This is a genomic window from Neomesorhizobium albiziae, assembly GCF_900114255.1.
Taxonomy (GTDB): Bacteria; Pseudomonadota; Alphaproteobacteria; order Rhizobiales; family Rhizobiaceae; genus Neomesorhizobium; species Neomesorhizobium albiziae.
Genome location: NZ_FOSL01000011.1, coordinates 60,530 through 76,451, shown reverse-complemented (window position 1 = coordinate 76,451; position 15,922 = coordinate 60,530). Strand labels below are relative to the sequence as shown.

10 protein-coding genes are annotated in these 15,922 nt (G+C 62.7%); 5 read left to right on the top strand and 5 right to left on the bottom strand.

What is annotated here, in order from left to right:
* The first annotated feature begins 23 nt into the window (after window positions 1–23).
* Window positions 24–812: a DUF502 domain-containing protein gene (locus tag F3H98_RS17870; RefSeq protein ID WP_244621771.1), complete on the top strand. Its 789-nt coding sequence runs from the start codon at window positions 24–26 to the stop codon at window positions 810–812.
* Here F3H98_RS17870 and recG read toward each other — a convergent pair.
* Window positions 764–2,872, bottom strand: a complete 2,109-nt coding sequence (recG, locus tag F3H98_RS17865; protein ID WP_149761521.1) for an ATP-dependent DNA helicase RecG — start codon at window positions 2,870–2,872, stop codon at window positions 764–766. The genes F3H98_RS17870 and recG overlap by 49 nt on opposite strands.
* A 90-nt stretch (window positions 2,873–2,962) precedes the next feature.
* Here recG and F3H98_RS17860 point away from each other — a divergent pair, with 90 nt between their 5' ends.
* Both F3H98_RS17860 and mfd read left to right on the top strand, forming a co-directional pair.
* On the top strand, window positions 2,963–3,256 hold the full coding sequence (locus F3H98_RS17860; RefSeq protein ID WP_149761520.1) for an FAD assembly factor SdhE: 294 nt from the start codon (window positions 2,963–2,965) through the stop codon (window positions 3,254–3,256).
* A gap of 1 nt (window position 3,257) precedes the next feature.
* The gene (gene mfd, locus F3H98_RS17855; RefSeq protein WP_149761519.1) at window positions 3,258–6,758 is read left to right on the top strand and encodes a transcription-repair coupling factor; all 3,501 of its coding nucleotides are present in this window, start codon (window positions 3,258–3,260) and stop codon (window positions 6,756–6,758) included.
* Window positions 6,759–6,899: 141 nt separating this feature from the next.
* Here mfd and F3H98_RS17850 read toward each other — a convergent pair whose 3' ends face one another.
* Both F3H98_RS17850 and F3H98_RS17845 read right to left on the bottom strand, forming a co-directional pair.
* Window positions 6,900–7,583, bottom strand: coding sequence for a DsbA family oxidoreductase (locus F3H98_RS17850; RefSeq protein WP_149761518.1), 684 nt, complete (start codon window positions 7,581–7,583; stop codon window positions 6,900–6,902).
* 13 nt (window positions 7,584–7,596) lie between these two features.
* Window positions 7,597–9,324, bottom strand: a complete 1,728-nt coding sequence (locus F3H98_RS17845; RefSeq protein WP_425294853.1) for an extracellular solute-binding protein — start codon at window positions 9,322–9,324, stop codon at window positions 7,597–7,599.
* 328 nt (window positions 9,325–9,652) lie between these two features.
* On the opposite strand from F3H98_RS17845, the gene F3H98_RS17840 reads away from it, so the two are divergent.
* Window positions 9,653–10,279 (top strand): invasion associated locus B family protein, encoded by a 627-nt coding sequence (locus F3H98_RS17840; protein WP_149761516.1) that lies wholly within the window; start codon window positions 9,653–9,655, stop codon window positions 10,277–10,279.
* Window positions 10,280–10,404: 125 nt separating this feature from the next.
* Here F3H98_RS17840 and gltA read toward each other — a convergent pair whose 3' ends face one another.
* Window positions 10,405–11,733, bottom strand: a complete 1,329-nt coding sequence (gene gltA / locus F3H98_RS17835; protein ID WP_149761515.1) for a citrate synthase — start codon at window positions 11,731–11,733, stop codon at window positions 10,405–10,407.
* A gap of 179 nt (window positions 11,734–11,912) precedes the next feature.
* Window positions 11,913–13,337 (bottom strand): glutamate--tRNA ligase, encoded by a 1,425-nt coding sequence (gene gltX / locus F3H98_RS17830; protein WP_149761514.1) that lies wholly within the window; start codon window positions 13,335–13,337, stop codon window positions 11,913–11,915.
* A 121-nt stretch (window positions 13,338–13,458) separates the two neighbouring features.
* On the opposite strand from gltX, the gene F3H98_RS17825 reads away from it, so the two are divergent.
* Window positions 13,459–15,855, top strand: coding sequence for a ComEC/Rec2 family competence protein (locus F3H98_RS17825; RefSeq protein WP_244621770.1), 2,397 nt, complete (start codon window positions 13,459–13,461; stop codon window positions 15,853–15,855).
* Window positions 15,856–15,922: the final 67 nt, after the last annotated feature.

The window sequence follows — 15,922 nt, the reverse complement described above, 5'->3', positions numbered from 1 at the left end:
GCGCACAATGTTAGTGAAGACCAATGTCAAAGCCAGTAACCTCCGTCTCCGGCATGCTCAGACTCAGGAACTATTTCCTGACCGGCATAATCGTATGCGCGCCGCTGGCGATTACCGCGTATTTGTCCTGGACGGTGATCCACTGGGTCGATTCCTGGGTGAAACCCTACATTCCGGGACGCTACAACCCGGACAACTACCTGCCGTTCGCGGTTCCGGGGTTCGGGCTGATCGTGGCTCTGGTGCTGATCACGCTGATCGGCTTCCTCACCGCCAACATCATCGGCCGCTCGATCATCAACTACGGCGAGAAGCTTCTCAACCGCATGCCGCTGGTGCGCAATGTCTACAGCGGCCTGAAGCAGATATTCGAGACGGTGCTGGCGCATCGCACGGAACTGTTCTCGAGGGTCGGGCTGTTCGAATATCCGCGCAAGGGCGCGTGGTCGATCGTCTTCATAGCGGCGCAGGAAGACAGCGAAATCAGCGACGCGCTGGAGGAGCGGGAAGGCAAGACGATCGCGGTATTTAGGCCGATCACGCCGAACGTAACGACAGGGTACCTGCTTTATGTGCCTGAAAAGGACGTCATTCCGCTCGACATGAGCGTCGAGGATGCCGCCAAGCTGTTGATTTCAGCAGGACTCGTCGGCCCGGAATACAGAAATAAAACCAGGGCGTTGGCAAAGGAAGCTCTGGCAAAACAGAAAGCCGCTCCGCAAGCTGTCACCGAGGCGGCGAACGACCCCGCGACAACCGGGGATCAGCCGGCGCGCAGCAGTCGCACCGCCTCGTCACGCCCGAAGAGATAAAGCAGGATCCGGATTGCTTCGCCGCGCCCGGACTGGAGTTCGGGGTCCTGTGAAAGCAGGAGCCGCGCATCGTCGCGGGCGATTTCCAGGAGGTCGGCGTGGAACTCGATGCGCGCCACCTGGAAGCCGGGTGTCCCGGACTGCCGGGTGCCCAACACTTCGCCTTCGCCGCGCAATTTCAGGTCTTCTTCCGAGATCAGGAACCCGTCCTCGGTTTCGCGCATCACCGAAAGGCGCCGCCTGGCGGTTTCGCCGAGAGGGTCCTTGTAGAGCAGCACGCAGGACGACGGTTTGTCGCCGCGCCCGACCCGGCCACGCAACTGGTGCAGCTGCGCAAGGCCGAAACGCTCGGCGTGCTCGATTACGATGATGGTGGCGTCCGGAACGTCGACGCCGACTTCAATGACGGTGGTGGCGACGAGGACGCGCGTTTCGCCGGCCTTGAAGGCACGCATCGCCTCGTCCTTCTCGGCGCCTTTCATGCGGCCATGCACCAGGCCGACGATATCGCCGAAAATCTCTTCGAGCATCGCATGGCGATCCTCGGCCGACATTAGCTTGATCTCTTCGGATTCTTCGACCAGCGGGCAAATCCAGTAGACCTTCTGGCCGTCGCCGATGGCGTCGCGCATGCGGCCGATGAGATCGTCGAGGCGGTCGAGCGGCAAGGTGACGGTGCGGATCGGCTGCCGGCCTGCCGGTTTTTCGGTGAGTCGCGAGACATCCATGTCACCGAATGCGGTCAGCACCAGCGTGCGCGGGATCGGCGTCGCGGTCATCACCAGCATGTCGGGCGCGTCGCCCTTGGCGGTGATCGCCAGGCGCTGGTGGACGCCGAACCGGTGTTGCTCGTCGACGATCGCGAGCACCAGATCGTGATAGTTGACCGGCTCCTGGAAAAGTGCGTGCGTGCCGATGACGATATCGATTGAGCCGGTTTGCAGTCCGTTCAGGATTTCGGTGCGTTCGCGGCCCTTTTCGCGTCCGGTAAGGACGGCGGTGGTCAACCCCGCGCGCGCCGCGAGAGGTGCGATGGTGGCGAAATGCTGCCGCGCCAGGATTTCGGTCGGCGCCATCAGCGCCGCCTGGCCACCGGCCTCGACTGCACGAGCCATGGCAAGCAGCGCCACAACGGTCTTGCCGGAGCCGACATCGCCCTGCAGCAGGCGCAGCATGCGGTCGGGGCTCGCCAGATCGTCGTTGATTTCGGCCAGCGCCTGTTCCTGCGAGCGGGTCAGCGAATAGGGAAGTGCTGCCCTGATCTGTTCGACGATGCGGCCATCGCCTGTGAGCGGCCGACCGGAGAGTCGCTTTGTACGTGCGCGCACCAGCGCCAGCGAAATCTGCCCGGCGAGAAGCTCGTCATAGGCAAGCCGCCGCCACGCCGGATTTTCCGGCGAAACGTCGATCGGGTCGGCGGGGTTGTGCAGGCGCTGCAAGGCTTCGCCAAACAGCGGAAAGGTCTGGCGGCGCTTCACCTCGCCATCAAGCCACTCCGGCAGTAAGGGAACCCTGGCCAGGGATTGCCCGATTGCGCGCCGCAGCACTTTCGCGGAAAGGCCCGCAGTCAATGGATAGACCGGTTCAAGCAGGGGCAGCCCGTCGGCCTGGCCGGCCAAGGCGATGTGGTCGGGGTGAACCATGGTGGGGCGGCCGTTGAACCATTCCATGCGGCCGCTGACGACGATGTTTTCGCCGACCGGCATGGCTTTCTCCAGATAGGCGGCATGCGCGTGGAAAAAGGTGAGGCCGATCTCGCCGGTGTCGTCATACGCATAGACGCGGTATGGCACCGAGCGGTTGCCGCGCGGAGGCGGCTGGTGACGGTCGACACGCAGGTCGAGCGTGACGATGGCGCCGGCCGGCGAAAAGGCAATGCCCGGCCGGTTGCGGCGATCGATGATCGAATGCGGCAAGGTGAACAGAAGGTCGCCGGCGCGCGCATGCCGGTCGGTGAGGTCGGCCGGCACGACCTTTTCGATCATGTCCGCGACTTTTGGGCCAACGCCATCGAGCGAAGTGATGGGTGCAAACAGCGGATCGAGCAGGGAAGGGCGCATGCCGCCAACTTATGCAGGGTTGCCGCGCATGCAAGGCTGACAGGGCGCGCCATCCACGCTATATGCGCCGCTCTCATCGGGAAAACGACAATGACCGGCATGACGCGATCGAGCGAAGGACTGGATGCCCGGCGGCGCAAGCTTCTGTTCCGCTCCTGGCATCGCGGCATGCGCGAGATGGACCTGATTCTCGGAAGCTTCGCGGACGCCGAGATCGGCGCCTTGAACGAGGCCGAAATCGACCAATATGAGAAGCTTCTCGATATTCCCGACACCGAATTGCTGCCCTGGGTCACCGGCGAACGGGCGATCCCGGAAGCCGACCGCAGCGACATCCTGTTAAAAATCCTGGCGTTCCGCCGGGCCATGACTTTCAGAAGCTGACATGAGCCTTATCGATCCTATCGGCCTTTCCAAGGCGCGCGGCGGCCGCTCCATCGTCGACGGCGTAGCCGATGGCTACGAGGCGTTCGCGCTTGCAGCGCTCGCCGGCGAAATCGCAAGCGACGGGCCGATCCTCTTCGTCGCCCGCGACGGCCAGCGGTTGCCGGCGATCGCCGAGGCGCTGGCGTTTGCCGCGCCGGAGCTTCCGGTGCTGGAATTCCCCGCCTGGGATTGCCTGCCTTACGACCGGGTGTCACCGGGTTCCGATGCCGCGGCGCGCCGCCTCGATGCACTGGCGGCGATGATCGCGTTGCAGCAGAAGCCGCATCGCGCCGTTATCCTGACCACCGCCAATGCGGTGTTGCAACGGATTCCGCCGGCGAGCGTCATCGAAGCGCAGACGTTCCATGCCCGCGCCAGTGGCCAGGTGGAGATGAATCAGTTGATCGCGCGGCTCGAAAATTCGGGCTTCGAGCGGGTGGCGACAGTGCGCGACGTTGGCGAGTTCGCGGTGCGCGGCGGCATTCTCGATCTTTATGCGCCGGGCACGCCGGAGCCGCTGCGGCTCGACTTCTTCGGCGACACGCTGGAATCGATTCGCGCCTTCGATGTCGCGACGCAGCGCACCATCGGCCAGCGCAAGACATTGACGCTACAGGCGATGAGCGAGGTGGCGCTGACGCCCGAAACCATCAGCAGGTTTCGCCGCAGCTACATCGAGGCGTTCGGAGCGCCGGCGCGCGATGACGGGCTCTATGCCGCTGTCAGCGAAGGCCGCCGTTTCGCCGGCATGGAACACTGGCTGCCGTTTTTCTACGAAAAGCTCGATACGGTTTTCGACTTCGTGCCGAACGCCCCTGTGGTGTTCGATCATCTGGCCCGCGAAGCGCTCGCCGAACGACACACGCTGATCATCGACTATTACGAAGCGCGCAAGCGCGGCGCCGAGGGCGCGCTGAAGGATGCCGTGCCATACAAACCGGTGCCGCCGGCGTTGCTCTACCTCTCGCCGGACGATGTGACCGGATCGCTTGGCGAGCGCTCGGCAATCGAGCTGACGCCATTCGACACGCCTGAAACCAGTGAAACGCGCGTCTACCACGCCGGATCGAAGCACGGCCACACCTTCGCGGAAGAGCGCGCCGATCCCAACGCCAACGTTTTCGACGCGGTGGTCAAGCATATTTCCGCCGTGCGCACCGGCAAGCAGCGCGTCGTGGTCGCCGGCTGGACGGAAGGTTCGCTCGACCGCCTGACCCAGATTCTCGAGGAGCACCATCTCGGCAACCTGAAACGCGTCGCCACGCTGGCAGAGGTCGAGGCCCTCGAGCCGGGGCAGGCGGGTCTTGCCGTGCTGCCTCTGGAGACCGGGTTCGACGCGCAGAAATTCATCGTCGTGGCCGAACAGGACATTCTGGGCGATCGGCTGGTTCGGCGCTCGAAGAAACGCAAGCGCGCCGCCGACTTCATTTCCGAAGTGGCGTCGCTGGCGGCCGGCGACATCGTCGTGCACGCCGATCATGGCATCGGGCGCTTCATCGGCCTGCGCACCATCGAGGCCATGGGCGCGCCGCATGATTGCGTCGAAATCCACTATGCCGGCGACGACAGGCTGTTCCTGCCGGTCGAAAATATCGAGCTTCTGTCGCGCTACGGTTCGGATACGGCAGAGGCCCCCCTCGACAAGCTTGGCGGCGGCGCCTGGCAATCGCGCAAGGCGCGGCTGAAGCGCCGCCTGCTCGAAATGGCGGGGCAGCTGATCCGCATCGCCGCCGAACGGCAGATGCGCGCGGCGCCTGCGATGAACCCCGCCGAAGGGCTCTATGGCGAGTTCGCGGCGCGCTTCCCCTATGAAGAGACCGACGACCAGCAGAACGCCATCGACTCTGTCGTAGATGACCTCGGCGCGGGCAAGCCGATGGACCGGCTAATCTGCGGCGATGTCGGCTTTGGAAAAACAGAGGTAGCGCTGCGCGCGGCCTTTATCGCGGCGATGGAAGGGTTCCAGGTGGCGGTGGTGGTGCCTACCACCTTGCTCGCCCGCCAGCATTTCAAGACGTTTTCGCAGCGGTTTGCCGGCTTGCCGATCAGGGTGCGGCAGGCATCGCGGCTGGTTGGCACCAAGGAACTGGCCGAGACCAAGAAGGGCATCGCCGACGGCACGGTCGACATCGTGGTCGGCACCCACGCGCTGCTCGGCGCCTCGATCTCGTTCAGGAATCTCGGCCTGCTGATTATCGACGAAGAGCAGCATTTCGGCGTCAAGCACAAGGAACGCCTCAAGGACCTGAAAAGCGACGTGCACGTGCTGACGCTTTCGGCGACGCCGATCCCGCGCACATTGCAACTGGCGCTGACCGGCGTGCGCGAACTGTCGTTGATCGCCACGCCGCCGGTCGACCGCATGGCGGTGCGTACGTTCATCTCGCCATTCGATCCGCTGGTCATCCGCGAGACGCTGCTGCGCGAACGTTATCGCGGCGGGCATTCGTTCTATGTGGTGCCCCGCATCTCGGATCTCGCCGAAATCCTTCAGTTCCTGCAGGAATCGGTGCCGGAACTGAAGGTGGGCGTGGCGCACGGCCAGATGGCGGCCGGCGAGCTCGACGACATCATGAATGCCTTCTACGACGGGCAGTACGACGTGCTGTTGTCGACCACCATCGTCGAATCCGGACTGGATATTCCGACCGCCAACACGCTGATCGTGCACCACGCCGACATGTTCGGCCTAGCGCAGCTCTACCAGCTGCGCGGTCGCGTCGGCCGTTCGAAGGTGCGCGCCTATTCGCTGTTCACGCTGCCGGCCAACCGCAAGCTGACAGACACCGCGGATCGCCGCCTGAAGGTCCTGCAGTCGCTCGACACGCTCGGAGCAGGCTTCCAGCTCGCCAGCCATGACCTCGATATTCGCGGCGCCGGCAACCTTTTGGGCGAAGAACAGTCCGGCCATATCAAGGAAGTCGGTTTCGAACTCTACCAGCAGATGCTGGAGGAGGCGGTGGCCGAGGTGAAGGATTCAGGCGAGGTGGCCGACAGCGGCTGGTCGCCGCAGATCGCGATCGGCACCGCCGTGATGATCCCCGAAGGATATGTGCCCGACCTGCAGCTCAGGCTGGCGCTCTATCGCCGCCTTGGCGAATTGGAGACGCCGGAGGAAATCGACGCGTTCGGCGCCGAAATGATCGACCGCTTCGGCTCGCTGCCGCAGGAGGTCGAGCATCTCCTGAAGATCGTCTACATCAAGGCGCTCTGCCGCAAGGCCAATGTCGAAAAGCTGGATGCCGGGCCGAAAGGCGTCGTCATCCACTTTCGCAAACGCGAATTCGCGGACCCGACGGGCCTGGTGCGCTTCATCGCCGAACAAGGCTCGCTGGCGAAAATCCGTCCGGACCAGAGCGTTGTGTTCATCCGCGACTGGCCGAACCCGGAAAAACGCCTGGCGGGCGCCGCCGTGGTGATGACGCAACTGGCGCGGCTGGCGGAAAAGGTGGAGGCCTAGGGTGTGTCGATATTCAGGTGAGGCCGGCCTGCAAATGGCGGCTTTCTCCGCTTCCGGTGCTCACGTACCAAAATGTACGCTGCGCTCCGGTTCTCGAAATCCACCACTTTCGGCTCGGCCTGACCTAAATCTCCACACACCCTAGACAGGTTGCGGATCGAGTTCGCCCCGCGCCTTGGCGGCCGCGACCTGGCGAATAGCATCGGCGAGTGTGGCCGTGTCCTGCGCTCCCATGACCGCATATTTGCCCTGGAGCAGGAAACACGGCACGCCGGTAATTCCCATGCGTGCCGCGGTGCCGATCTCGCCCATAACGGTATCGCGGTCGGCGTCTGTCGGGAGCAGCGTTTCGACCACCGCGGCGTCCATGCCGGCCTCACGCGCCGCTTCGACAAGCACGGTGTGATCGCCGATGTTTGCGCCTTCCTCGAAATTGAGCTGGAACAGCCGGCGCACCAGGCGATTCTGAACGCCGTCTCCAGCAGTTCCCGCCCAGCGGATCACACGGTGTGCGTCGAGTGTGTTGGGGGCCACCTTGATGGCGCCGAAGTCGAAGGCAATGCCTTCGGCCGCGCCCAGCGGTTCGATCCGCTCGTGAATCTGGCGGATGCGCTCCTCGCTGCCGAATTTGTCCAGCATGTACTGTTTGCGGTCCTTGCCCTGCGGCGGGATCGTCGGATCGAGCTGATAGGGGCGCCAGTGGACTTCGACCGCGATTTCAGGCACTGCCTCGATGGCCTTGTCGAGGCGTTTCTGGCCGATGAAACACCACGGGCAGACCACGTCGGACACGACATCGACGGTGATGGAAGGGACATCAATCATAGCTGTCATCCGATCAGTCGGGTTTGCGCCACCAGGTGAACAGTTGATATCCGAATATAGGTGTCTTGTCCGGATGTTCGAGATAGTTCCAGTATGCCATGAACTGCTCTGTGTTGTGCTGCGTTGGCACGATATAGGCGCCCGAGATCAGTAGCCGGTCGAGCGACCGCACGGCCGCGACATAATTTTCCCGGCTGTCCGCGTTGAGAATGGCTTCGATGACAGCGTCGATGGCAGGATCGGCGACGCCAGCCAGATTGAACGAACCTTCGGCATCGCGCGATGCAGATCCCCAGCGGAAAAGCAGTTCAATGCCGGGCGAGAGCGTCCCCTGGAAACCGGTGGTTCCGATCAGCGCCTCGAAATCAAAGCGTTGCTTGCGCATCTGGATCTGATCCGCTTCGAGCGCGCGGATGGTGACGTCAATGCCGATCTTCTGCAGCGTGCGCTGATAGATCGTTGCGAGCCGCTCCTCGCTCTGCGACGCGATCAGGATTTCAAAGCCGAATGGTTCGCCAGAAGGTTGCAGTAGTTTTCTGTCCTTGAATGAAAAGCCGGCCTCTTTCAAAAGATCGAGCGCCGCACGCAGCAGCTTGCGGTCACCGCCCGAGCCATCGGCCCGGGGAGGGCGGTAGGTGCCGTTCATGAGTTCAGGCAGGACCGCATCGGGGAATGGAGCAAGCAGTTTTCGTTCGAAATCGCTCGCCGGCTGGCCGATGGCCGACAATTCGGTGTTCTGCCAATAGCTTACCGTCTGCTGGTACTGTCCCGCGAAGAGATTCCTGTTCGCCCACTCGAAATCATAGAGCATGGCAAGGGCGCGGCGCACGCGCACGTCGGCGAATTTCGGCAAGCGTGTGTTGAACAAAAAGCCGGTCACGACCGGAGGAAGGCCCGTTTCGAAGGTTTCGAGCACGACCTGGCCGCTCTTGACGGCGGGAAAATCGAAATCGCGCTCCCGCTTCACCGGGTCAGCCTCGGTCTGAATCGAGCACAGCCCTTTCTTGAACGCCTCGAATTGCGAATTGGCGTTGAGGAAGTAATCGATGGTGATGCGATCGTAGTTGTCGACCCCACGCTTGGCGGGGATGTCCTTTGCCCAGTAGTCAGGATTGCGTTCGAACACGATGCGCTGTCCTGGAACCACTTGCACGATCCTGTAGGCGCCGCTGCCGATCACTGGCTTCAGCGTGGTTTCGTCGAAAGTGTCGAAATTGAAGGCATGCTCGGGAAGGATCGGCGTCAGCGCCACGACCAGCGGAAACTCGCGATCCGAGTTTTCGTTGAACGTGAAGCGGACCTTGTGTTCACCGGTCTTTTCGATCTTTTCGATCTTCTTCATGCGGTCGCTGTAGGGCGGGCGGCCCTTTTCAGTGAAAACCTTGTACGTAAAGATCACATCTTCAGGCCTCACCGGCCGGCCATCCGACCATTTCGCCTTCGGATTGAGGTTGAATTCCGCGATTTTTCGATCCGGCGTAATGTCGATCGACTCGGCCAGCAGGCCATAAAGCGAAAATGCCTCGTCGGCGCTGCGCTGCATGAGGGGTTCGAAGACGAGGTTCCCGAAGATGGTGTCGATCACGCCTCGCGCGGTGGTTCTGAGGCTCTTGATGATGAATGGGTTCAGATTGTCGAAGCTTCCGACCACGCAGTAATTCACGGAGCCGCCTTTCGGCGCATCGGGGTTGGCGTAGGGAAAATGCGCGAAATCGGCAGGCAAACCCGGCTCGCCCTGCATGGCGATCGCGTGCCTGGGCTCGGCGATAGCGTTGGAAACGGGAGTAATCGCGCAAAAGCCGGCCAAAAGCAGCGCTGACAGCAGATGGCGCATGGTCAAACCTCCATTCGCGGCTGAAAATCCTGATTCGGTGCTGAACCTACCATGCCGGGGCACTTTACCCGCCAGAACCGGGTCGAAGCGCATAATCCACGCTTTTGCGGCTGGATTCGCAGCCCCATGCGGTGTAACACGCCGGCGAGAGTCATTCTGTTGCCTTATTTGGGCAACACTTAGCGGAACCTTCCGGCTCCGGCCGGACCCGAATTGTTGAGAGGATTTCTAAACGATGGCGAGCCTGAAACCCAACGCTTCCCTTTCCGTCATGGCTGCAGGCGTGGTCGGGCTTCTTGGCGCCGGTCTTTCGCCGGCCGTGGCCCAGCAGCAACAGCAGGTTCCGGAAGGCTGGTTCAAGGCGTGTTCGAAGCAGGAAGACGTCGATATCTGCAACGTGCAGAATATCACGCTGGCCAGCACCGGCCAGATGGTCACCGGCGTCAGCATGATTGAGCTCAAGGGCAAGGTGAACCGCAAGGTCTTCCAGGTGTCGGTCCCGAGCGGCCGCCTGGTACCTCCCGGCATCGGCCTGCAGATCGACGGCGGCAAGGCGCAGAAACTCGACTACGTCATCTGCTTCCCAGACCGCTGCGTTGCCGAGACCGCACTTTCCGACCAGCTCGTCGCGAGCTTCAAGAAGGGCCAGGAAATCACGCTGACCTCGGTCAACTTCCAGAACCAGCCGAACCCGATCAAGGTTTCCCTGAAGGGCTTCACCGGCGCCTATGACGGCGCGCCGATGCAGCAGTCGGACATCGAAGACCGCCAGAAGAAGCTGCAGGACTTCGTGACCAAGAACAACGAGGACTTCGCAAAGAAGCTCAAGGAAGAGCAGGACAAGGCGAAGGCCGGCAACTGATCCCAGCCAATTGCTGGACATCGAAAAAGCGGGGCTACGGCCCCGCTTTTTTTAGGGCTTGTTCCTAGCCAACAAAAAAGGCGCCTTGCGGGCGCCTTTTTTGTTGCTGGTGTTCTGCGCCGGGATCAGCGCTTGGCGATCGGCACGTAGTCGCGTTCCGGAGCGCCGATGTAGAGCTGGCGCGGACGGCCGATCTTCTGGTGCGGATCCTCGATCATTTCCTTCCACTGGGCGATCCAGCCGACGGTGCGGGCGACCGCGAACAGCACGGTGAACATGGTGGTGGGGAAGCCCAGCGCCTTCAAAGTGATGCCGGAATAGAAGTCGATGTTCGGATAGAGCTTCTTCTCGATGAAATAGTCGTCGGTGAGCGCGATCTTTTCGAGCTCCATGGCGACGTCGAGCATCGGATCGTCCTTGATGCCGAGTTCGCCCAGCACCTCATGCGTGGTCTTCTGCATGATCTTGGCGCGCGGATCGTAGTTCTTGTAGACGCGGTGGCCGAAGCCCATCAGCCGGAACGGATCGTTCTTGTCCTTGGCGCGGGCGATGAATTCCGGAATGCGGTCGACGGTGCCGATCTCGGAAAGCATGTTGAGTGCGGCCTCGTTGGCGCCGCCATGCGCCGGGCCCCAGAGGCAGGCGATGCCGGCCGCGATGCAGGCAAACGGATTGGCGCCCGACGAGCCGGCAAGCCGCACCGTGGAGGTCGAGGCGTTCTGCTCGTGATCGGCGTGCAGGATGAAGATGCGCTCCATGGCGCGCGCCAGCACCGGGTTGACCTTGTAGTCCTCGCACGGCACCGCAAAGCACATGTGCAGGAAGTTGGCGGCGAAGTTCAACTCGTTCTTCGGGTAAATGAACGGCTGGCCGATATGGTACTTGTAGGCCATCGCGGCAATCGTCGGCATTTTCGCGATCATGCGGATCGACGCGACCATGCGCTGGTGCGGGTCCGAGATGTCGGTCGAGTCGTGATAGAAGGCCGACATCGCGCCGACCACGCCGCACATGACCGCCATCGGATGCGCGTCGCGGCGGAAGCCGGTGAAGAACCGAGTCATCTGCTCGTGCACCATGGTGTGGCGGGTGACGCGGTAGTCGAAATCGTCCTTCTGCGCCTTGGTCGGCAGTTCGCCATAGAGCAGCAGGTAGCAGACCTCGAGGAAATCGCCGTGTTCGGCAAGCTGGTCGATCGGGTAGCCGCGATGCAGCAGAATGCCTTCGTCGCCATCGATGAAGGTGATCTCGGATTCGCAGGAGGCGGTCGAGGTGAAACCCGGGTCGTAGGTGAAGGCGCCGGTGTCCTTGTAGAGCGAGGCGATGTCGATGACATCCGGTCCGACCGAGCCTTTGCGTACAGTGAATTCGTGAGACTTGCCGCCGAATTCCAGCTTGGCGGTCGGTTCAGGAGCTTTGCCGCCAAATTCCAGTTTTGTCGCAGCTTCGGTCATCGCAAACTCCTTCGTTTCATCAGTGCCAGGAAGGCAAAACCCGGCTGTAACAAGGCAAATGCATTTCAATGCGCGGATGTGCTAGCGCATTTGCCCATGCCTGCCAAATTAGCCCATGGGCACAATGTTGCACCGCAACAGGCGGATTTCAATGCACAATTCAGAGAGACTCCGAGGCGTTAATCGATTTGATCTCCGATGCGCGCCAGGCTCTCCTCGCGGCCGAGGACGGCGAGCACGTCAAAGACGCCCGGCGAAGTACTTCTTCCTGTAAGCGCTGCACGCAACGGCTGTGCGACAGCGCCGAGTTTCAGCTCGTTCTGGGTGGCAAATTCACGGATTGCAGCCTCGGCTGAGGCTGCATTCCATCCATCCGACACCTTCTCCAACGCTTTTCTGGCGCCCTTCAGAATGCCGCGCGCTGGCTCGCCAAGCACCCCGGCCGCCTTTTCGTCGAGCGGTAGCGGGCGCTCGGCAAACAGGAATGCGGCCCCTTCTGCGAGTTCGACCAGCGTTTTCGCACGCTCCTTCAGGCCGGGCATGGCTTGCAGCAGCTGCGCCTTTTTCTGTTGGTCCAATCGGTCGGCGATCGGCTTGCCGTTCTCCAGATAGGGCAGGGTGGCGATAAACGTGTCGGTGAGCGCTGCGTCGTCCATCTGCCGCATATGGATGCCGTTCAGCGCCTCCAGCTTCTGGAAGTCGAAACGCGCCGCGCCCTTGTTGACATCCTCGATCTCGAACCAGCGGATCATGTCGTCGAGGCTCATCACCTCGTCGTCGCCATGGCTCCAGCCGAGGCGGGCGAGATAGTTTCGCAACGCGGCCGGCAAATAGCCCATGGCGCGATAAGCATCGACACCCAGCGCGCCATGACGCTTCGACAGTTTCGCGCCGTCAGCACCATGAATCAGCGGAATGTGCGCCATCACCGGTACGTCCCAGCCCATGGCGTTGTAGATCACCGTCTGCCGCGCCGCATTGGTCAGGTGGTCGTCGCCGCGGATGATATGGGTGACACCCATGTCATGATCGTCGACGACAACGGCATGCATGTAGGTCGGGTTGCCGTCGGAACGCAGGATGATGAAATCATCGAGGTCCTTGTTGGGAAAACGCACATCGCCCTGCACGCGGTCGCGCACGATGGTTTCGCCGTCACGCGGCGCCTTGATGCGGATCGCGCCTTTGACGCCGGCAGGCGCCTCGGACGGATCGCGGTCGCGCCAACGGCCGTCATAACGCGGCGGCCGGCCTTCGGCGCGGGCCTTCTCGCGCATCTCGTTGAGTTCCTCGGGCGACGCATAGCAATAATAGGCCTTGCCCATGCGCACGAGTTCCTCGGCAACCTCGCGGTGGCGCGGCGCACGCTCGAACTGCGAGGTCGGCTCGCCTTCCCAATGCAGGCCGAGCCAGGTCAGCCCATCGATGATCGCAGCCGTCGCCGCCTCGGTGGAGCGCTCGCGGTCGGTGTCTTCGATGCGCAGCAGCATGGTGCCGCCGGTGTGGCGGGCATAAAGCCAGTTGAAGAGCGCCGTGCGTGCGCCGCCGATATGCAGGTAACCGGTGGGCGAGGGGGCAAAGCGGGTGACGACGGTGTCGGACATCTGATTTCCCGGAGGATTCAATTATTCGCGCGGCAGGCCGGTCGAGCTCTGCGGGCACATGGTGTTTCGGTGGCGTTCATGTAGCATAGGCGGACCGGGGTGCAAGGGGCGGGGAACCGAAGTGGCCGGCGGGGCAGCCGACACCGTGCGTCGAGATGTCAGCGAGCGGTCGTTTTTGGGCGCGCCGCCGGGTGACGTGTTGCCGGCAACCGCCGATCCGGCATCTTTCCCGACCCTTCCGTCCTCACGCATCCGACCGCCGCTTGCCGCGCCGCCGGCGAAAAATCTGCTGGTCCGCATTGGAACCCGCCTTACGCGCGGGCTTGCAGCCGCGCTGTCGACAGAGGCCGACCGAGGCACGCTGTTCCTGTTCGTGCCGGTGCTGCTCGCGGCAGGCGCCATCCTCTATTACACCGCGCCCGGCGAGCCGGCTTTCTATGCGCTGTGGGCAAGCGCGGTCACACTGGCCGTGCTCACGGTGATGTCGCGAGGCAACAGGCTCATACAACTGGCACTTCTGTCCGCCCTGATCGTCATGCTTGGCGTGCTGATTGCCAAGTTCGAAAGCTGGCGCGCAGGGACAAAGGTAATCGGCTCGGAGATATCGACCCGGCTTACCGGCCGCGTCGTTCTCATCGAACATCAGGCCAACGGCCGCGTCAGGCTGACCGTGGACGTTATCGCAACGGCGCGTCCGGTGCTGCGCCATGCGCCGGACAGAGTGCGCGTTTCGGCGCGCGAAATACCGGCTGGCGTGATTGCCGGATCAGAGGTGGTTGGCGTCGCGCGTTTGCGGCCACCGAGCGGCCCGGTTCGGCCCGACGGCTACGATTTCTCCTTCGAAAGCTATTTCGACGGCATCGGCGCCAACGGGTTTTTCCTGAGCGGGCCGGATCTGGTGGAGGCTTCGGCCGCCCCTGGATTTGCCGCGCGATTCCGCGCCGCCGTTGAGAATACACGCGCAGCGCTTGCCAGGCATATCCGCGAGCGCATCGGCGGCGTCGAGGGCGAGATCGCCGCCGCGCTCGTCGTTGGGGTGCGTGCGGGCATTCCGGAGCCGGTGAACGAGGCGCTGCGCCGCACCGGCCTCGCCCACATCCTGTCGATTTCCGGGCTGCATATGGCGTTGGTGGCGGCCACGATCATGGGGGCGCTGCGCGCGGGTTTTGCCTTGTTTCCCGATTTCGCTTCCCGGCGGCCGGTCAAGAAATATGCAGCCTCGGCCGCGTTGGTGGCGATTGCCGTCTACCTGTTCATCTCCGGCTCGGCGGTCGCCGCCGAACGCAGCTTCATCATGCTGGCGGTGATGCTGACGGCGCTGCTGTTCGATCGCGCGGCACTGACCATGCGCAATCTTGCGATTGCCGCACTGGTCGTCATCGTCTGGTCGCCGCACGAAGTCGCCGGCCCGAGCTTCCAGATGTCGTTCGCCGCCACGGCGGCGCTGATCGGCGCCTATGCGTGGTGGTCAAACCGGGAGTGGATGCGCGCCACCACGCCTGACGACTTCCACCGTCCGCTTGCCTTCAGACTCGTCCGCAAGGGCCTTCATTATGCTGGCGGCCTCGCGCTGACGTCACTGATCGCGGGCGTCGCGACGACGCCCTACGGCGCATACCATTTCCAGCGCATTTCGCCGTTCAGCCTTGCCGCCAACCTTGCGGCAATGCCGGTCGTTTCGGCCGTTGTCATGCCGGCGGCGGTGCTGGGGATGGTGGCAATGCCGTTCGGGCTCGACGGCCCGGTCTTCGACCTGATGGGCAAGGGCCTTTCCGTCATGCTGGCGATCGCCGAATGGTTTTCGGAGCGCTCGCCGCTCGACGCCGTTGGTATCGTGCCGCCCGGCGCCGTCATAATCCTCACCATCGCACTGGCGATCTCAGCACTTTGCACGACCTGGCTGCGCCTGGCCGCATTGCCGTTTCTCTGTGTCGGGCTGATCTGGATCGGCGGGCGGCAGACGCCCGACGTGCTGGTTTCGGAGGATGCACGGCTCATCGCCATGCGTCTTGACGATGAAAACGTCGCGGTCAATCGCAGCCGGCCGAGTTCGTTCACCATACAGAACTGGCAGCGGGCGCTGCAGGCGGCGGATGTCATGACGCCGAAGAACCAGGCGTTTGCGAAACCCGAAGTGGATGGTGAGCCGGATATGGGTTTCTCCTGCCAGTCCGGCCTCTGTCTCGCACGCCACCGGAGCGGCGCGGTCGTGGCTCACGCCGGCAGCGGAGAAAGCGCAAAAGCGGCATGCGACACGGCCGACCTGATTGTGGTCGACGATGCCTCCGTGCAAGATCTTTGTGCGGGCAAACCTGTCGCAGTCATCACCAAGCGCGATCTGGCGCGGCGAGGGAGTGCTGAAATATTCCTGTTGCCCGATTCTGCGCCGGCTATCGACTATGCGATAAGCGAGCCTTACCGGCCATGGCACAGCCAGCGCCAGTTTTCACGCGAGGCGCGAGGCCTGCCGCCCTACAGGCGTCTTGGCCAAACGTCGGCACCAACCGAAAACGATTGATTTTCAATTCATTGTTGCAATGACTGAAAGCAGAACAGCAACCGTCTGCGTGATCGGCGCATTGTAT

What these genes read in the sequence shown, in the direction of transcription:
- mfd (WP_149761519.1), top strand. Translation starts at nt 3,258, where the DNA reads ATGAGCCTTATCGATCCTATCGGCCTTTCCAAGGCGCGCGGCGGCCGC.
- gltA (WP_149761515.1), bottom strand. Translation starts at nt 11,733, where the DNA reads ATGACCGAAGCTGCGACAAAACTGGAATTTGGCGGCAAAGCTCCTGAA.
- recG (WP_149761521.1), bottom strand. Translation starts at nt 2,872, where the DNA reads ATGCGCCCTTCCCTGCTCGATCCGCTGTTTGCACCCATCACTTCGCTC.
- F3H98_RS17870 (WP_244621771.1), top strand. Translation starts at nt 24, where the DNA reads ATGTCAAAGCCAGTAACCTCCGTCTCCGGCATGCTCAGACTCAGGAAC.
- F3H98_RS17860 (WP_149761520.1), top strand. Translation starts at nt 2,963, where the DNA reads ATGACCGGCATGACGCGATCGAGCGAAGGACTGGATGCCCGGCGGCGC.
- gltX (WP_149761514.1), bottom strand. Translation starts at nt 13,337, where the DNA reads ATGTCCGACACCGTCGTCACCCGCTTTGCCCCCTCGCCCACCGGTTAC.
- F3H98_RS17850 (WP_149761518.1), bottom strand. Translation starts at nt 7,583, where the DNA reads ATGATTGATGTCCCTTCCATCACCGTCGATGTCGTGTCCGACGTGGTC.
- F3H98_RS17840 (WP_149761516.1), top strand. Translation starts at nt 9,653, where the DNA reads ATGGCGAGCCTGAAACCCAACGCTTCCCTTTCCGTCATGGCTGCAGGC.
- F3H98_RS17845 (WP_425294853.1), bottom strand. Translation starts at nt 9,324, where the DNA reads ATGCAGGGCGAGCCGGGTTTGCCTGCCGATTTCGCGCATTTTCCCTAC.